Below are 16,989 nucleotides of genomic sequence, written 5' to 3'. Positions count from 1 at the left end.
GGGCTGGAACTGGATCGGATTCTGGGGCATGGCCGCGTCCTCGCCGGTGGGTTACCTTAAGTATGGACCCCCAGGCTCAAATTTGTGAGGCTAACGACCGCCGACCGATCGCCGGCTGAGTTTCGACGCTAATCACCTAGAGAAATACTCGGCTCATTTGGCGGGAAGTACAGAATCCAATTCTCTCATTGCTGATATAGATCTACAGTTATTTCACTTGAGGTACTTACAGCGGGCGAAGGGGGTTTGCAACCCACCCCGATGCCGGGCACTGATGATGGAGCCTGCGATGAGTGACATTCCGAAGGGGTATAAGCAGACCGAGGTGGGCGTCATTCCGGAGGATTGGAATGTGTATAGTCTGGGTGAACTCGGAACATTCAAGAATGGTCTCAATAAGGACAGTGCTGCGTTCGGTCACGGATCACCGTTCGTAAACCTCATGGATGTCTTCGGCGTGAATGCTATCTCAACCGTGGACCAACTCGGGCTCGTAGCGTGCTCCTCATTTGAGCCGTCGGCATACGATCTAAGACGTGGTGACGTGATATTTGTGCGGTCGTCCGTGAAGCCTTCTGGGGTTGGTCTGACAGCCGTTGTTGAGAATGATCTGCCCGAGACTGTCTACTCTGGATTTCTTATTCGATTTCGCGATAACGGAATCATTGAAATAGGCTACAAGAAGTATTGCTTCTATGAAAGAAACTTTAGAATAGCGCTCCTTGGTAGCAGTTCAGTTAGTGCAAACACGAATATCAACCAGGGCAACCTTAAGAGATTGCTCGTCCCCCTACCGCCTACCAAAGCCGAACAAGAAGCGATCGCCGAGGCGTTGAGCGACGCGGACGCATTCATCGAATCCCTAGGCCAACTCCTCGCCAAGAAGCGCCAGATCAAGCAAGGCGCGATGCAGGAGTTGCTCACCGGCATCCGGCGGCTGCCCAGTTTTGAGACCGTGTCCGGCTATAAGCCGTCGGAGGTCTGACTGATTCCGGAGGATTGGGTGGTTTCTACGGTTGGAGCCGAGTTTTCTATTCAGCTCGGAAAGATGCTCGACATAGACAAGAACGCCGGGACGCCTAAGCCTTTTCTCGGCAATCGAGCCGTCCAATGGGGTCGTATTGATCTAGCTGACATGGGAGAAGTCAAGTGGACTCCTTCAGACCGGCAACGCTTCCGGCTTCGAGAGGGCGATCTCCTTGTTTGTGAAGGCGGTGAGGTTGGGCGCGCGGCAATTTGGCATCAGCCCATTGAAGAATGCTGCTACCAGAAGGCGTTGCATCGTTTGAGATCAATACGCGGCTGCAATGTCGAGCTGATGCTTAACGTGCTGCATCGCTTGGCTTCTAACGGCTCCTTAGCGAACTTTGTCACACAAACCAGCATCGCCCATCTGCCGAAAGACAAGTTCGAGACTGTCCCCATTACCCTCCATCTACCAAAGCTGAACAAGTAGGAATTGCGACGGTTCTCTCCGACATGGATACCGAGATCACCGCGCTGGAAGACAAGCTCGCCAAAGCCCGCCACCTCAAGCAGGGCATGATGCAAGAACTGCTCACCGGCAGGACTCGCCTGGTATGAGCGGCGAGGGTCAGCCCACCTGCTGGATCATCGCCGGGCCGAACGGTGCGGGTAAGACGACCTTTGCGCTGGAGTATCTTCCCAACGTTGCGGGTTGCCGCCTCTTCGTGAATGCGGACCTGATCGCGGCCGGCATGTCACCCTTGGCGCCGGAGCGCGAGCGGATCGCGGCGAGTCGGATCTTTCTCCGTGAGGTGGAGCGGCATATCGCGGCACGACACGATTTCGGCTTCGAGGCGACACTCGCGGGACGCGGCTACCTGCGCTTGATCCGACGCCTGAAGGCGAATGGATGGCGGGTCGAACTGATCTACTTGGTGCTCCCCACCGTGGACATGGCGAAAAAGCGCGTGGCTGAGCGCGTGCGACATGGCGGTCACGCGATCCCCGTCGCGGACATCGAACGCCGTTTTGTCCGCAGCTTGGAGAACCTCTTTGTCGACTATGCCGCCGCGGTCGATCGGACACTCTGCTTCCTCAACAGCGGCGAACGCCCTGAGGTCATCTTCACTCAAGAGGGTGAGCAGCGCGACGTGAGGCAACCCGCGATCCTGCAACGACTACCCGGTTGGAGACCGACATGATGCAGACACCTGAGTACGAGACCAAGGCCCTGGATGCCCTGACGCGCGCAGTGGCCGGGGCATTGGAGCGCAAACGCCGGCTGGGCCAATATGCGGTAGTGTGGCGTGAAGACCGGCCGGTGTGTATCGGACCTGATGCGCCTGTGGAATGTGATGACGAGCGCCGTCCACCGGAACGAGCGCCGGGCGGTGTGGCCGAGTCGGGTCGCGATGAGTAACAGCTCCGACGTCCCCTCATTCCCAAGTTCCGCTTGGGAACCAGTGAACGACCGTCACTCACGGCGCGGAGCGCCCGCCACATGCGTGACACCGCGTAGCGGTGTCACGAGTACACTTTGCCGATGAGGTCGCTTTCATGCAAGTTCACCGACAATTCTTGGCCGGACGGGGCATTCGCCCCGTCCGCAAGGTTTTCTGAGGGCTTGCGGACCTGCGGGGCGGAGCAGCCACGGAATAAACGTTCGGGACGGGGCGCATGCCCCGTCCCGCCCGAAGGCGATGAGACCAACCATGACCACGGAAAGAAGAGGTCCCACGCCAAGGCGCCAATCTCGCCAAGCTCGCCAAGCTTCTTCAGTGCGGTAACGGCGCCGGGCGACTTACTCGCCAGGTGCCAGGGATAGTATCATCATCCCCGGGTCTTCCTTCGTGAGCTTGGCGCCTTGGCATGATCATTCCTATTTTTCTTTGTGGCTTTGTGCCTTTGTGAGAGAATTCTTAATCTTCCCGGCGCCTTGGTGCGAGCCCGACCGCGACCGTGGCAGGCGCCGGCCAGCCCGGGCCGCGCAGCGGCCAACACAGGGGTGACACCGCCGCAGCGGTGTCACCAGAGGGGGTCAGGCGCCACCGCTGGAGTCCAAGGCTTCAGCCTTGGAGGAGGGCGCCAAGGCTGAAGCCGTGGACTCCAGTCGAAGGGAGCATGGTCCGCGCGTGCGGCTTGACTTAACGGCACTGACGCTGGAGCGTGGGAGCGAGAAGCCGAGACGGATGTCATCCTCGTTCCCGGATGCCACTTCGCCCTCGCGGCGCAGAGCGCCTGACACCTACGCGACACCCCTGAGCGGTGTCACACGTATCTTGAACCGATGAGGTGGATGTCATGCAAGTTCAACGACAATTTGTCGATGTCACGACCAGGCGGGTGGTCATTGAGCTACCCGAGTCTTTCGTCAATCACCGTATCGAAGTGATTGCACTCACCATCGATGATGAGCCCATGCCGGAACAGACGCGGCGGCGCCCACATCCCGCCATCGCCGGGAAGGGACGTACCTTGGGTGATCTTGTGACGCCGATCCTCGACGACTCAAACTAGGTGGGTGCCATGAATATTTCATTTTCCGTCAATGACGATATCTTATTTTCACTGAAAGAAAATGCCCAGGAGTTCACGCAGGATGTTCGTTTTCTGTCGGCACTGATGTGGTATCGCAAGAATAAGCTTTCATTGGGTAAAGCCGCTGAGTTAGCGGGCTACACCAAGTTGGATTTTATTGAACGAATGAAGCTGGAAGGGGAAGCTATTTTTGATTATGGGGAAGATGAAATGGGCGAAGTTCTTGCGGATGTCGCCAAACTGCCATGAAAGTCGTCGCGAACACGACTCCACTCATCTCTCTGGCAGCCATTGGTCGCCTGGACGAGATGGTCGAAAAGGGGCGCTGGTATTCCGGCGCTGTATGTCGCTCATTTTTGGATAAGGCGGGTGAGTTATGACGACCGTCGGCCAACCCGAACGTGCCACCCAGGACCGCGTCATCGCCCTGTTCCGCGACGAGTTGGGCTATCGCCACCTGGGCGACTGGACCGAGCGCGCCGGCAACAGCAACATCGAGGAGGGTCTGCTCTCGGCCTGGCTGGCCAAGAGCGGCTACACGCCGGCGCAGATCGCCGTGGCGCTGCACCAGTTGCGGACCGAGGCGGGCAACCCCAACCGCACCCTCTACGGCAACAACCAGGCGGTCTACAAGCTGCTGCGCTACGGCGTGCCGGTGAAGACCGAGGCCGGCAAGGTCACTGAGACCGTCCACCTCATCGATTGGCGCGCGCCCGAGAAGAACGACTTCGCCATCGCCGAGGAGGTGACGCTCAAAGGCAACCAGGAACGGCGGCCGGACGGCGTGATCTACGTGAACGGCATCGCCATCGGCACCCTGGAGCTGAAGAACAGCCGGGTGTCCATTGGCGAAGGCATCCGGCAGGGCCTCTCGAATCAGCAGCCGGAGTTCAATGCCTGGTTCTACAGCACGGTGCAGTTCGTCTTTGTCGGCAACGACTCGGAGGGGCTGAAATACGGTGCCATCGGTACGCCGGAGACCTATTTCCTCCAATGGAAGGAGGACGAGGCGGACGACAGCCGCTTCAAGCTCGACAAGTATCTGCTCAAGCTGTGCGAGAAGCACCGCCTGATCGAGCTGATGCATGACTTCGTGCTGTTCGACGGCGGCATCAAGAAGCTGCCCCGCGTCCATCAGTATTTCGGCATCGCGGCGGCCCAGCGGTACGTGCGCGAGATGATGGGAGGCATCATCTGGCACACCCAGGGCAGCGGCAAGAGCATCGTCATGGTGCTGCTTGCCCGCTGGATACTGGAGAACCTCCCCAACGCCCGTGTAGTCATCATCACCGACCGCGACGAGTTGGACAGCCAGATCGAGGGCGTCTTCACCGAGGCCGGCGAGACCATCTACCGCACCAGCAGCGGGCGGGACCTGATGCACCAGCTCGCCCAGGCCAGGCCGCGCCTGCTATGCTCCCTGATCCACAAGTCCTACAAGTTCAGCGAGGCGGTGGCGGACGCCGTCGTCCTCGACCTGATCTACGAGGCGCGGGACATCGACCAGCGGCTCGGCTCCAAGGACAAGATCGACGCCTGGTTCGCGGCCAAGACGAAGGGCCTGAATGACTGGCAGAAGGAGGAGCTGAAACGGCAGTGGGTGACCATGCAGAGTGTACTCAGTTCCAGGTCGCGCATGGACCGCGTGGTGAACGACATCCTCTTCGACTTCAGCGTGAAGCCGCGCCTGGCGAGTGAGCGCGGCAACGCCATCCTGGTCGCCTCCAGCATCTATGAGGCGTGCAAGTATTTCACCCTCTTTGCGAAGACGCCGCTCAAGGGCCGGTGCGCGGTGGTTACCTCCTACAACCCGCAGGCGCAGGACGTGACCAAGGAGGAGACCGGCGCCAACACCGAGACCGACCGGCAGTTCATCTACAACACCTACACCGACCTGCTGAAGGTCGTCGACGCCAAGCCGGGCCTGACCAAGACCGAGACCTATGAGGCCTGGGCCAAGGCGCTGTTCACCGGGGAGCCGGCCACAATGAAGCTGCTGGTGGTGGTGGACAAGCTCCTCACCGGCTTCGACGCGCCGCCCTGCACCTGGCTCTACATCGACAAGTCCATGCAGGACCACGCCCTGTTCCAGGCCATCTGCCGCACCAACCGGCTCGATGGCGACGACAAGGCATTCGGCTACATCGTCGACTATCTGAACCTCCGCGAGCTGGTTCGCAAGGCCAGCGGCGAGAGCCTCGACCTCAAGCCGTACGAGGCCGACATGCGCCACCTGATCGACACCTACATCGAGGCCGACGAGCCGCGGACCATCTCGCCGTTCGACCAGCTTGGCCTTTTGGAATTGATCGTGAAGACCGGCATCGCCGAGGCCATCGCCACGCGGCTCGGCCGCATGAAGGGCAATAAGAACGCCATCGCGGAGACCATCGAGAACAACGTCCGCCGCAAAATCGTCCAGGAACACCTGACCGCCCCGGCCTTCTACGCGACCATGTCGGCGCAGTTGCAGGAGATCATCGAGCGGCGCAAGGCGCAGGCGATGGAGGCGCAGACCGAATACTGATGAGCGCCGCGTTTCACCTGGGCGACATTGCGGTGGAGGTCGTCTTCAAGGACATCAAGAACATCCATCTCAGCGTTTATCCGCCGGACGGCCAGGTCCGGATCGCGGCGCCGTCGCGCCTGGACCTGGACACCCTGCGCGTCTTCGCCGTCTCCAGGCTCGCCTGGATCAAGCAGCAACAGCGCCGGCTGCGCGAGCAGGCGCGCGAGACGCCGCGCGAGTTCCTGGACCGTGAGAGCCACTCCCTCTGGGGGACGCGCTACCTGCTCAAGGTCATCGAGGAGGAGGCGACCCCGACCGTGGTGCTCGATCCCGGCACCCTGGTTCTGCGGGTGCGGCCTGGTACGAGCGAGGAAAAGAGGAAGGCCATCATGGCCGGATGGTATCGTCGGCAGCTCAAGGAGGCCGCGACGGGGCTGATCACCCGGTGGGAAGCGATCCTTGGGGTGCAGGTGGGAAGGGTTTTCATCCAGCGCATGAAGACGCGGTGGGGTAGCTGCAATCCCGACTCAGGTGCGATCCGGCTCAACGCCGAACTGGCCAAGAAGCCGGTGCAGTGCCTTGAATACATCGTGGCCCACGAGTTGGCGCACCTGCTGGAGCGGCATCACAATGAGCGGTTCAAGACGCTGCTGGACGGGCACCTGCCGCAGTGGGCGCAATACCGGGCGCTGTTGAACGGCCTGCCGCTGGCCCATGAGGCGTGGGGGTCCCGGCCGCGGGCGGCACGGCGCGCACCCGGGCCGCGGCCGCCGCGATGACGACGATGAAATACCTCTCAGCCTATCCCGCGCCGCTGGTCGCCCAGGTGCGCCGGCTCATGGACGAGGGCCAACTCGCCCCGCTGCTGGTAAAGCGCTATCCGACGGTGCACGCGGTGCGCACCGATGCGGCGCTTTACGCCTATGTCGGCGAACTCAAGGCGGCCTTCATGCGCAAGGCGGATCCGCTGTCGCGGGTGAGTTACGACAACCGGCTGCATGTGGTTCGGCACGCGCTCGGGACCCACACCACGATCTCGCGGGTGCAGGGCACGAGGCTCAAGGCCAAACGGGAGATACGTATCGCCGGCCTGTTCCGCGACATGCCGGTGGAGTTCTTGCGCATGATCGCCGTGCACGAGCTCGCCCACCTGAAGGAACGCGAGCACGACCGGGCCTTCTATCAGCTCTGTGCGCACCTGGAGCCGGGCTATGGTCAGTATGAGTTCGACCTGCGGGCCTACCTGTGCCACCTGGAGGCGGGCGGCGAGGCCCTGTGGCCGATACGCCGACCGGGTCAGGCGGAGACGGCGGACGCGGGCCGCGCTGGAGGCGGGTGACCGGCGGCCTGCGGCGGGCCCTCGCCACGGCCGGGCGATCGGCGCTGCCGCCAGGTGCACGTGCGCATGATATAGTGCCACCCTTGCACACACTCATTCCTGTACGCGTTCGACGAGTCAGATCGCCCTGGTTGAAGATAGCCCCGCCGGCCCCGAGTCCGCCCCCGGCCAAGTAGGCGTTGCTACCCTTGGCGTTGCCGTTGCGCACCGTGAAGGTGCAGGCAGCGGCCGTCAGGACGATGGTGTCGTCCCCGCTGCCGGCCGGGCAGCCGCCGGTGGCGGTGTCGGTGATGGCGTCGCGCAAGGCGAGATTCCGCTGCCGCTCCTCGCGGGTGGATAATGGTCGGCGCACTCGGCGCTGCAGGCCTTTCCCGCAATCCCTATGCTGAAGTTCAACCTATCCCGGAAGATGAGACTCGCCTGGGTGACGCTCGGCGTCGGATTACTGGCGAGCGTCGTCGTCGCCCTTCACGTCAGGCAGGGCATGGAACAGGATGCCGTCAGGCACTTTGCCTTCGACTGCGATCAGGTTGCCCTCAAGGTCCGGGAGCGTCTTGGCGCCTATGCGCTGATCCTGCGCGGCGGTGCCGCCCTGTTTGCCGCGTCGACCAGGGTCGATCGCAACGCGTGGCGGGCCTACGTCGAGACCCTGCGGGCGAGCCGAAGCGTTCCCGGCGTCCAGGGGATCGGGTTTGCCGAAGTCATCCGCCCGGAGGAACTCGCCGCCCACCTCGAGCGCATCCGGGGCGAGGGATTTGCCGACTACAGCATTCGTCCGCCCGGCCGCCGCGCCCTCTATACCTCCATCATCTATCTGGAACCCTTCCGCGACCGCAACCTGCGCGCCTTCGGCTTCGATATGTATGCCGAGCCGGTCCGGCGGGCCGCCATGGACCAGGCACGCGACACCGGTGTGGCCACCCTGTCCGGCAAGGTGGAACTGGTGCAGGAGACCGGCAGCCAAGTCCAGGCCGAGACCCTCATGTATGTCCCCGTCTACCGCAACGGGGCGCCGGCGCAGACGCTTGAACAGCGGCGCGCGGCGCTGCTCGGCTGGGCCTACAGCCCCTACCGCATGGATGACCTGATGACCGGCATCCTCGGCGACTGGGGAAGTCATGAAGGTAAGGGCGTCGACCTGACCATCTACGATGGTCGCGAGGCGGCGCCCGCCGCACTCCTGTTCGACAGCCAACCTGACGGTGCACCCGCTGGGCATTCGCCCTTCCACCAGCAGCGGACGCTCGACTTCAACGGCCGCCCCTGGCTGCTGGTGTTCGATCGCACCGCGAGCGCCCCCGGCAGCGGCGACGCGCCCGCCTTGGTAACCCTGGCCGGCGGCCTGACACTCACTGGCCTGGTGTTCTGGCTGATGCTCGCGGTGATCAATACCCGAACCAACGCCGAGCGGATCGCCGGCAGGCTTACCGAAGAGATCAGGCGTCACGAGGCGTCATTGCGGGAGGGCGAAGCCTTCACGCTCGCCATTCTGAATGCTGTCCCCGCCGAGATCGCCGTGGTGGGGCGCGACGGGGTGATCCTGGCGGTTAATGAACCCTGGCGGCGCTTCGCCGTGGAGAACGGCAACGAACCCGGCAGCTCGGCGCGGCATACGGACGTCGGCATCAATTATCTGGACGTCTGCGGGACCGGCACCGGTTTCAGTGAGCAGGATGATGGGGCGAGCGCCGACGCGGGGATCCGGGCGGTGCTGGACGGGCGCTTACCCGGCTTCACACTGGAATACCCCTGCCATTCACCGACGCAATCGCGCTGGTTCATGATGATCGTCACGCCGTTGGGGGGCGACACCGGCGCCGGCGCGGTCATCACACGGACCGACATCACCGAGCGCAAACAGGCGGCAGCGGCGATTGACGAGGCGCAGACACTGCTCCTGACGATCATTGATACCGCTCCGATTCGGGTGTTCTGGAAGGACCGCAACCTGCGCTATCTCGGGTGCAATCCGGCCTTTGCCAAGGATGCCGGGGTGGCGCACCCGCGGGATGTGATCGGAAAAGACGACTATCAGCTGGGATGGGTGGCGCAGGCCGATCTGTATCGCGCCGATGACCGGTCCGTCATGGCCTCTGGTAGCTCCAAGCTGTCCTATGATGAACAGCAGACGAGTTCGCGCGGCCAGACGATGTGGGTTCGTAAATCGAAGGTTGCACTCAGGGATCGGAACCACGCCGTATTCGGATTGCTGGGGATCTATGAGGACATCACCGAACGCAAGCAGGCCGAAGAGAAAGTCCAATTGGCGGCGAACGTCTTCACCCATGCCTGGGAAGGCATCATGATCACCGCCGCCGACGGCACTATCATCGATGTCAATGACGCCTTCAGTCGGATCACCAGCTACAGTCGCGACGAGGTCCTGGGCCGCAACCCGCGCCTGCTCAGTTCCGGGCGTCAGGACCAGGCATTCTACGCCGCCATGTGGGACAGCCTCACCGAACGCGGCCAATGGTCCGGCGAGATCTGGAACCGCCGCAACAACGGCGAAGTGTACGCCGTGATGCAAACCATCAGCGCCGTGCCCGATGCTCAGGGCAATACCCGGCAGTATGTGACGCTGCTCTCCGACATCACCCTGATCAAGGAGCAGGAGCGCGCCTTGCAGCACCTCGCCCACTACGATGCGCTGACCGGCCTGCCCAATCGCGTCCTGTTGGCCGACCGCCTGCACCAGGGCATGGTCCAGGCGCAGCGCTATGGGCGCCTGTTCGCCGTCGCGTTCCTCGATCTGGACGGCTTCAAGGCCATCAACGATCAGCACGGGCATGCCGCGGGCGACCAGTTGCTGATCGCCGCGGCGGCCGCCATGCAGCAGGTCCTGCGCGAGGGCGATACCCTTGCCCGCATCGGTGGCGACGAGTTCGTCGCCGTGCTGCTCGACCTGGCCGACATCCAGACCAGCGTGCCGCTGCTCGCTCGCCTGCTCGCCGCTGCCGCCCAAGCGGTGCCGGTTGATGGGCAGGTGCTGCGAGCCTCCGCCAGTGTCGGCGTGACCTTCTACCCGCAGGCCGACGACATCGATCCGGAGCAACTGCTGCGCCAAGCGGATCAAGCCATGTATCAGGCGAAACTGGCGGGCAAGAACCGGTACCACGTCTTCGATGCCGCGTTGGACCGCAGGGTGCGCCATTATCATGAAAGTATCGAGCGCATCCGCGGCGCCTTGGACGCGGGCGAATTCGTGCTGCATTACCAGCCCAAGGTGAACATGCGCACGGGGGCCGTCATCGGTGTCGAGGCCCTGATCCGCTGGCAACACCCGGAAAGCGGGCTGCTGCTGCCGGCGGCCTTCCTGCCGGTGATCGAGGACCATCCGCTGGCCGTGGAGGTCGGCGAATGGGTGATCGCGACTGCGCTGCGCCAGATGGAGCACTGGCAGGCCGTCGGCCTCAAGACCCCGGTCAGTGTCAATGTCGGCGCCCGCCAGTTGCAGCAGCCTGACTTCGTCGAGCGCCTGGGCGCGCTGCTGGCGGCGCATCCGCACGTCAAGCCGGGGGACCTCGAATTGGAGGTGCTGGAAACCAGCGCCCTGGCCGACCTGGCCCGGGTGTCCCAGGTGATCGAGGCCTGCCGGGGGATCGGGGTACCCTGTGCCCTGGATGACTTCGGCACCGGCTATGCGTCGCTGACCTACTTGAAACGCCTGCCGGTGATCCAGATCAAGATCGACCAGAGCTTCGTGCGCGACATGCTGGACGACCCGGATGACCTGGCCATCCTGGATAGCGTGATCGACCTGTGCGTCGCCTTCCGTCGCCAGCTCATCGCCGAAGGGGTAGAGACCCTGGAACAGGGTGAGATGCTGCTGAAACTCGGCTGCGAACTGGCCCAGGGCTACGGCATTGCCCCGCCGATGCCGGCCGCGGCTATCCCCACCTGGGCGGCGACCTGGCGGCCCCATCCGACCTGGCTCGATTTGGCCCCGGTGAGCCGCGACGCGGTACCGCTGCTCTTTGCCGGCGCCGCCCATCGCGCCTGGATGGTCGCAGTGGAAGGCTATCTGCGGGGCGAGCGTGAGGTCCCACCGCCGCTGGACGGCTACCAGTGCGGCTTCGGTATCTGGCTGGATGCCGACGGGCGCGGCCGCTACGGTACGCGGCCAGCCTTCCAGTCCATCCAAGCGTTGCACCAGCGCGTTCATGCGTTGGTCGTCGTGTTGTGTGAACTGCGCGGCCAAGGCCGGGGTCTGGAGGTGTCGGCGGGCCTGGAAGAACTCCGTGGTCTGCAGGCCGCGGTACTTGAGCAGTTGAAAACGCTGGTGCAGGCAAACCCGGCTTAAGTGTCTCGGGCGGGTCCGCGGCTTGCACTGCGCTCGTAAGCGGCCTGGCTGCCATCAGTGGTCGCAGTCACCACGCAGATCGCCCTGCCAAGGGTCCTGTTCCTCACGGCGACGGGCGACGGCGGCCAGGATGTGGAGCCGCAGGTCATCCGCGGCGTCGCCCCAGCCCGCGATTTCATCGAGCGTGCGAAAGCAGCCCAGACAGAGGCCGCCGGCGTCGTCCAGCCGGCAGACGTCGATGCAGGGGGAACTGACCGGCGCGCGCGGATGGCCGCCCGGTTGCGGGTCACTCATTGTGTGCCTGCCGGGTGTGCCTGCCGGTGTCGGAGTCTGGGTTACGACAAGCACTGCTGGCGCAGCCGGGCCTGCATCTTCTTGGCCTGCTTGAAGGCCTCTTTGAGCATCAGGCGATGCAGTTCATTGAGGTCGTCCGGGTCGACGCGGTTGACGGCGTCCGGGTCGGTGGTCTGGAGCTGTTGGTTGATGCGGAAGCGTTGGATGAGATGAAAGGCCTCGATCTCGACCGCGGTGTCGGCGCTGCCGCGTCCCAGGCAGGCGCCGACGGCGCGCAGGCGCTCGGCGGTGTTGGTCGCCCAGACACCGTGCTTGAGCGCCCAGACGCGGGCCGGGTCGACGAAGAGGCGGGCGCCCTGGAGCTTGAGGTCGATGGTGTGGGGGAAGTCGCGGTTGCGGTCGTAGCTGAATTGGCCGGCCCAGCCGACCGGGGGCGCGACGTTGACGGCCTGTTGCGCCAGGTGGTGCAGGAAGCGGACCTCGCTGCCGGTCTGCGCCAGCAGCCAGGCGCGCAGCCGGTCGGCGGCTTCAAAGCTGCCGTAGAGCGGGCGGAAATCGAAGAAGATGGCGCCGTTGAGCACGGCCTGGGGGTCGGGCTCGGCCAGCCAGTCGGCGAAGCGCCGCCGCCACTCCCCTTCGCTCAGGCACCAGCTCGGGTTGCCGGCCATGATGTTGCCGCGGCAGCGCTCGAAGCCGCAGTGGTGCAGGGCCTGGTTGACCGCCTGGGCGAAGGGCAGGAAGGCGGCGCGCAGGCTCTCGGTGGCGGCGGGCTCCGGCGGGACGAAGATGAGCCCATTGTCCTGGTCGGTGGCGAAGGTCTGCTCCAGCCGGCCCTCGGAGCCGAAGACCAGCCAGCACCAGGGCACGGCGGGGAGGTCGACCTCGTCCTCCATGATCTCGATGACCCGCATGGCGATCAGGTCATGGAGCCCGGAGACCCACTGACACAGCGCCTCCACCCCCATGCCGGAGCGGAACAACTCGGCGCCGCGTTTGCGCACCTGATCCGCGGCCAGGGTCATGGCGGGCAGGTCGCGGGCAGTGCCGATGGACTCGATCAGGGCCTCGGCCCCGCCGGCGCGCAGCCCCAGCAGGTCCGCCTGGCCGACCAGGCCGAAGAGCCGCCCGTCGCCCTCGATGAGCAGCAGGTGCTTGGCCCCGCGCCTGGTCATCAGGACCTTGGCCCGATGGGCGGGGGAGTCCGCGGCGATGGTCAGTGGTGCGCCGATCATGTGGGCGGCCACCGGGTCGTCGAGTCCGCCCCCCTCGAAGCTGATGACGTGCAGCATCTCGCGCAGGGTGACGAGCCCCAGCGGCAGGCCGGTGGCCGGGTCGGCGATCACCGCCGCGTCCTCCTGGCGCTGGCTGATCTGGTAGAGGGTGTCGCGCAGCGTCGCCGCGGGCGGGACCACCGGCGGGCGGCGGCGGGCCAGGGTGCGCAGGAGCGCCTGATCCGCACCCCCGGTCTGCTCCATGCCCATGTTGAGCTGGGACTCGTCGAAGCCCTGCGTGGGTGAAAAGTCGTTGGTGTCGCTCATGGCTCAGTTTCCGGTCGGCGCGGTCGCGGCGTCGGCAATCAGCAGCCTGCGCACATTGGCGATGAGATCGTGGGTGGAGAAGGGCTTGGGCATGTAGGCATCGGCCCCGAGCAGCAGGCCCTTCTTCTGCTCGGCCTCGCGGCCCTTGGCGGTGAGCATCAGGATGCGGGTGGCGGCCAGTTGCGGGTCCCCCCGTACCGCCTGCAGGACCGCGTAGCCGTCGAGCTTGGGCATCATCACGTCCAGTATCACGAGATCCGGGCGTGCGGCGCGGATGGCGGCCAGGCCCTCCTCGCCGTCGCGCGCCACGGTGACCGTGAAGCCCTCCCGTTTCAAGAGAAATTCCAGTGAGATGACGATGTTGGGTTCGTCATCGACGATCAGGACATGGTGGCTCATGGTGGACTCTCACTCTGATTCGCGTTCATTCGCGTTGGGCGCGGATTCGCTGTTCTGCTGCGACGGTGCTTCCGCGCCGTTCCGGGCGGTGGTGTAGGCGAGTGCGGGCAGCTCGAAGCACAGGGTAGCACCCGCGGGCGTGCCGGCCTCGGCCCAGATCCGGCCGCCGAAATTCTCCACGATCTGGCGGCTGATGGGCAGCCCGAGACCGGTGCCGATGGGCTTCTCCCCGCCGTCGGCGGCCTGGCGAAATTTCTCGAACACCAACTCCAGGTCCGCCGCCGGGATGCCGCGCCCGTTGTCCGCGACGCATACCCGCAGCCAGTCCCCCCGCCGCCGCAGTCGCACCTGCACCAGTCCGCCCGCCGTCGGGACGAACTTGGCGGCGTTGGAGAGCAGGTTGACCAGGACCTGGACCAGTCGGTCCCGGTCGGCCAGGACCAGCGGCGCGGGCGGCGGGTCCCCGTCGGCCTCGAAGGCGACGGCGACCTGCGCCCCGCGCCCCTGGATCAACTGCCCGGTTGCGGCCACCGATTGCTCGATGACCTCCCGCAGATCGACCGGCTCGATCAGCCAGTCGGCGTGGCCCGATTCGATCTTGGCGAGATCCAGGACCTGATTGACCAGCCGCGAGAGGCGTTCGGTCTCACTCACCAGGATGCCGAGGAAGCGCTTGCGCTCGCCGACCTCGATCTCCGGGTCGTCGAACAGGATCTCGGAGAAGGCGCGGATCGCGGCCAGCGGGGTGCGCAACTCGTGGGTGACGGAGGACATGAAGTCGTCCTTGAGCCGATCCAACTCCTGGAGCCGCTCGTTGGCGGCGCGCAGTTCCGCGCTGGCCGCCTCCAGTTCCCGCGACTTCTGTTCCAGTTCCAGGCTGTAGGCGCGCACCTGGGAGGCCTCGTCCAGGATGTCCAGGACCTCGTCGACCCCCAGGGCCTCCTCCTCGGTCACGGCGGCGACCATGACCCGGGCGGAGGCCCCGCCGATGGCCCCGGACAGCAGGGTCTCGGCGAAATCGACCGTCTGGGCGTCCGCCGGGAGGCTCTCCGGGGTCGTGATCCCGCGTGAGGCGGCATAACCGCTGAAGGCGCGCCGGGTGCGCTCGGTCCCCAGGAAGCGCTCGGCCAGGGTGCGCAGTTCCGCGACCTCGGCACTGCCGCGCCACAGCGGCAGGCTGGTGCGCCGGCCGTGCTTGAGTGCATCCACGTAGGCGCTCGCCTGGGTGGCCTCCACCGCGTTGGGCGCGCGCAGCGAGGAGACCACCAGAAAGGCGCCGATGTTGGCGGACAGACTCCAGAACAGGCAGTGGGTCACCTCGTTCCAGTGGGCGAGCCCGAAGAGACTCTGGGGCTTGAGGAGATCGATGCCGAAGGCCCCGGACTCGATGAACGCGGACGGCAGCCAGCCGGAGCGGGCGAAGGAGGGCAGGAGCAGGGTGTAGAGCCACACCAGGAAGCCGGCCGAGAGTCCGGCCAGGGCGCCCTCCCGGGTGCCGCCGCGCCAGTAGAGCGCGGCGAAGACCACCGGTGCGAACTGGGCGACCGCGGCGAAGCTGATGAGCCCGATGCCCACCAGGGCATAGGCCTCCCCCGCCAGCCGGTAATAGAGCCAGCCGAGCATCAGGATGAGCAGGATGGCGGCGCGGCGGATGATGAGCAGCAGGCGGCCCAGGTCCATGCTCTCGGGGCGCTGGTGCCAGCGGCGCAGCAGCACCGGCAGCACCAGGTCGTTGCTGACCATGGTGGTCAGGGCAATGACCTCCACGATCACCATTCCGGTGGCCGCCGAAAGGCCGCCGATGAAGACCGCCAACGCCAGCCACGGGTGGCCGAAGGCCATCGGCAGGGTGAGGACGAAGGTGTCCGGGTCCACCTGGCCGTCAGGGAAGACCAGGAGCCCGGCGATCGCGATCGGGATCACGAACAGGTTGATCAGCAGCAGATAGAGCGGAAAGAGCCAGATCGCCCGCCGGATCTGGCGCTCGTCGCTGTTCTCCACCACCGCCACCTGGAACTGGCGCGGCAGCAGCATCACCGCCAGCGCGGCCAGCAGCGAGATGGCGAACCAGTCGGCGGGTGAGCGGATCGCCGGGTCCAGCAGCGGGGCCAGGTGCGGGTCGTCGAGGGCCGGGGGCAGCAGCGGGGCGCCGAGGGTCCCGTCGAAACCCAGGAGCCCCAGGGTTACCCAGAGCCCCACCGCCAGGAAGGCGACGAGCTTGACGATGGACTCGAAGGCCACCGCCGCCACCATCCCCTCGTGGCGCTCGCTGGCGTCCAGGTGGCGGGTGCCGAAGAGGATGGTGAAGGCGGCGAGCAGCAGGGCGACGATGAAGCCGGTGTCCTGCCAAAAGGGCAGGTTCTGGGCCTGGGGCATCCGCACCTGCGGGTAGTGCACCAGGATGGTGAAGCTCCAGGCGATGGCCTTGAGCTGCAGCGCGATATAGGGCACCACCCCGAACACCGCGATGACCGTCACCAGGCCGCCGAGCAACTGGCTCATGCCGTAGCGCGAGGCGATGAAGTCCGCAATCGAGGTGATGCGCTCCGCCTTGCTCACGCGCACCATCTTCACCAGCACCGAGCCCCACAGGAGCGCGATCAGGGTCGGACCCACATAGATGGCGAGGAAGCCCAGGCCCGCGCCGGTGGCGCGCCCGACGCTGCCGTAGAAGGTCCAGGCGGTGCAGTAGACGGCGAGCGAGAGGGCGTAGACGGTCGGATTGCCGATCACCGAGCGGCCCTGGTCGGCCCGCCGGTCGGCCCAAAAGGCGAGCGCAAACAGCAGGCCCAGATAGACGCAGGCGACGCCGATGATGAGCGGGCCGGTGATCACGAGCGGTTCACCGGCGGCGGGCGGGTTCAATCGCGGCCCCGCGAGCAGGCCCAGGCGGCGATCGCGATCACCAGCGCCCAGACGCCGAAGAGATAGAGATCGAGCGCGGGGATGCCGTGCAGGTCCGGCATCGACTCGAAGCGGCCCGGCAGCGGTGAGAAGAAGGCGAACAGGGCGGCCAGGAACAGGGCCAGCAGGCGTTGTCGCAGCAGGGTGGCGCGGGGCATGGCGGGGCCCGGTGGGTGGGTGGGGGCTGAAGTATAGGGGG

16 protein-coding genes are annotated in these 16,989 nt (G+C 65.2%); 11 read left to right on the top strand and 5 right to left on the bottom strand.

All coding sequences use genetic code 11. The annotated features are described in order from the left end of the window. Positions 1–289: 289 nt before the first annotated feature. The 11 genes from QZY48_RS20550 (at position 290) to QZY48_RS20500 (ending at position 11,655) form a co-directional block, all read left to right on the top strand. A complete protein-coding gene (locus QZY48_RS20550; protein WP_295434671.1) occupies positions 290–985 on the top strand; it encodes a restriction endonuclease subunit S in 696 nt (231 codons plus the stop codon). Between the two features lie 18 nt (positions 986–1,003). Beyond that, positions 1,004–1,456: a hypothetical protein gene (locus QZY48_RS20545; protein ID WP_295434669.1), complete on the top strand. Its 453-nt coding sequence runs from the start codon at positions 1,004–1,006 to the stop codon at positions 1,454–1,456. A gap of 23 nt (positions 1,457–1,479) precedes the next feature. Further along, a complete protein-coding gene (locus QZY48_RS20540) occupies positions 1,480–1,584 on the top strand; it encodes a type I restriction endonuclease subunit S (protein ID WP_295434668.1) in 105 nt (34 codons plus the stop codon). Beyond that, a complete protein-coding gene (locus QZY48_RS20535) occupies positions 1,581–2,168 on the top strand; it encodes a zeta toxin family protein (RefSeq protein WP_295434666.1) in 588 nt (195 codons plus the stop codon). Before QZY48_RS20540 ends, QZY48_RS20535 begins: the two co-directional genes overlap by 4 nt. After that, positions 2,165–2,386 (top strand): hypothetical protein, encoded by a 222-nt coding sequence (locus QZY48_RS20530; RefSeq protein ID WP_295434664.1) that lies wholly within the window; start codon positions 2,165–2,167, stop codon positions 2,384–2,386. The genes QZY48_RS20535 and QZY48_RS20530 overlap by 4 nt, the downstream gene beginning before the upstream one ends. Before the next feature lie 881 nt (positions 2,387–3,267). Next, positions 3,268–3,483, top strand: a complete 216-nt coding sequence (locus QZY48_RS20525; protein WP_295434662.1) for a hypothetical protein — start codon at positions 3,268–3,270, stop codon at positions 3,481–3,483. Between the two features lie 9 nt (positions 3,484–3,492). Next, positions 3,493–3,753: a UPF0175 family protein gene (locus QZY48_RS20520; protein ID WP_295434660.1), complete on the top strand. Its 261-nt coding sequence runs from the start codon at positions 3,493–3,495 to the stop codon at positions 3,751–3,753. 127 nt (positions 3,754–3,880) lie between these two features. Beyond that, positions 3,881–6,031 carry a type I restriction endonuclease gene (locus QZY48_RS20515; RefSeq protein ID WP_295434658.1) on the top strand — a complete coding sequence of 717 codons (2,151 nt, stop codon included), beginning with the start codon at positions 3,881–3,883 and terminating at the stop codon, positions 6,029–6,031. Continuing rightward, positions 6,031–6,792 carry a SprT family zinc-dependent metalloprotease gene (locus QZY48_RS20510; RefSeq protein ID WP_295434656.1) on the top strand — a complete coding sequence of 254 codons (762 nt, stop codon included), beginning with the start codon at positions 6,031–6,033 and terminating at the stop codon, positions 6,790–6,792. The genes QZY48_RS20515 and QZY48_RS20510 overlap by 1 nt, the downstream gene beginning before the upstream one ends. Before the next feature lie 5 nt (positions 6,793–6,797). Beyond that, positions 6,798–7,352 carry a YgjP-like metallopeptidase domain-containing protein gene (locus QZY48_RS20505; RefSeq protein ID WP_295434654.1) on the top strand — a complete coding sequence of 185 codons (555 nt, stop codon included), beginning with the start codon at positions 6,798–6,800 and terminating at the stop codon, positions 7,350–7,352. A gap of 409 nt (positions 7,353–7,761) precedes the next feature. Then, a complete protein-coding gene (locus QZY48_RS20500; protein ID WP_295434652.1) occupies positions 7,762–11,655 on the top strand; it encodes an EAL domain-containing protein in 3,894 nt (1,297 codons plus the stop codon). Positions 11,656–11,709: 54 nt separating this feature from the next. Here the strand turns inward: QZY48_RS20500 and QZY48_RS20495 are convergent, their stop codons facing one another. The 5 genes from QZY48_RS20495 to QZY48_RS20475 form a co-directional block, all read right to left on the bottom strand. Next, the gene (locus QZY48_RS20495) at positions 11,710–11,949 is read right to left on the bottom strand and encodes a DUF1289 domain-containing protein (protein WP_295434649.1); all 240 of its coding nucleotides are present in this window, start codon (positions 11,947–11,949) and stop codon (positions 11,710–11,712) included. Between the two features lie 41 nt (positions 11,950–11,990). Continuing rightward, positions 11,991–13,487, bottom strand: coding sequence for a DUF294 nucleotidyltransferase-like domain-containing protein (locus QZY48_RS20490; RefSeq protein WP_295434647.1), 1,497 nt, complete (start codon positions 13,485–13,487; stop codon positions 11,991–11,993). Between the two features lie 3 nt (positions 13,488–13,490). Next, on the bottom strand, positions 13,491–13,886 hold the full coding sequence (locus tag QZY48_RS20485; RefSeq protein WP_295434645.1) for a response regulator: 396 nt from the start codon (positions 13,884–13,886) through the stop codon (positions 13,491–13,493). A 9-nt stretch (positions 13,887–13,895) separates the two neighbouring features. Continuing rightward, entirely contained in the window at positions 13,896–16,751 is a 2,856-nt protein-coding gene (locus QZY48_RS20480) for a sensor histidine kinase (protein WP_295434643.1), read from the bottom strand. Continuing rightward, positions 16,748–16,989: hypothetical protein (locus QZY48_RS20475; protein WP_295434641.1), on the bottom strand; the 242-nt coding region annotated here is incomplete at its 5' end. The genes QZY48_RS20480 and QZY48_RS20475, both read right to left, overlap by 4 nt.

Source organism: uncultured Thiodictyon sp. (assembly GCF_903828115.1).
Lineage (GTDB): Bacteria > Pseudomonadota > Gammaproteobacteria > Chromatiales > Chromatiaceae > Thiodictyon.
This window is presented reverse-complemented; position numbering and strand designations above follow the sequence as displayed.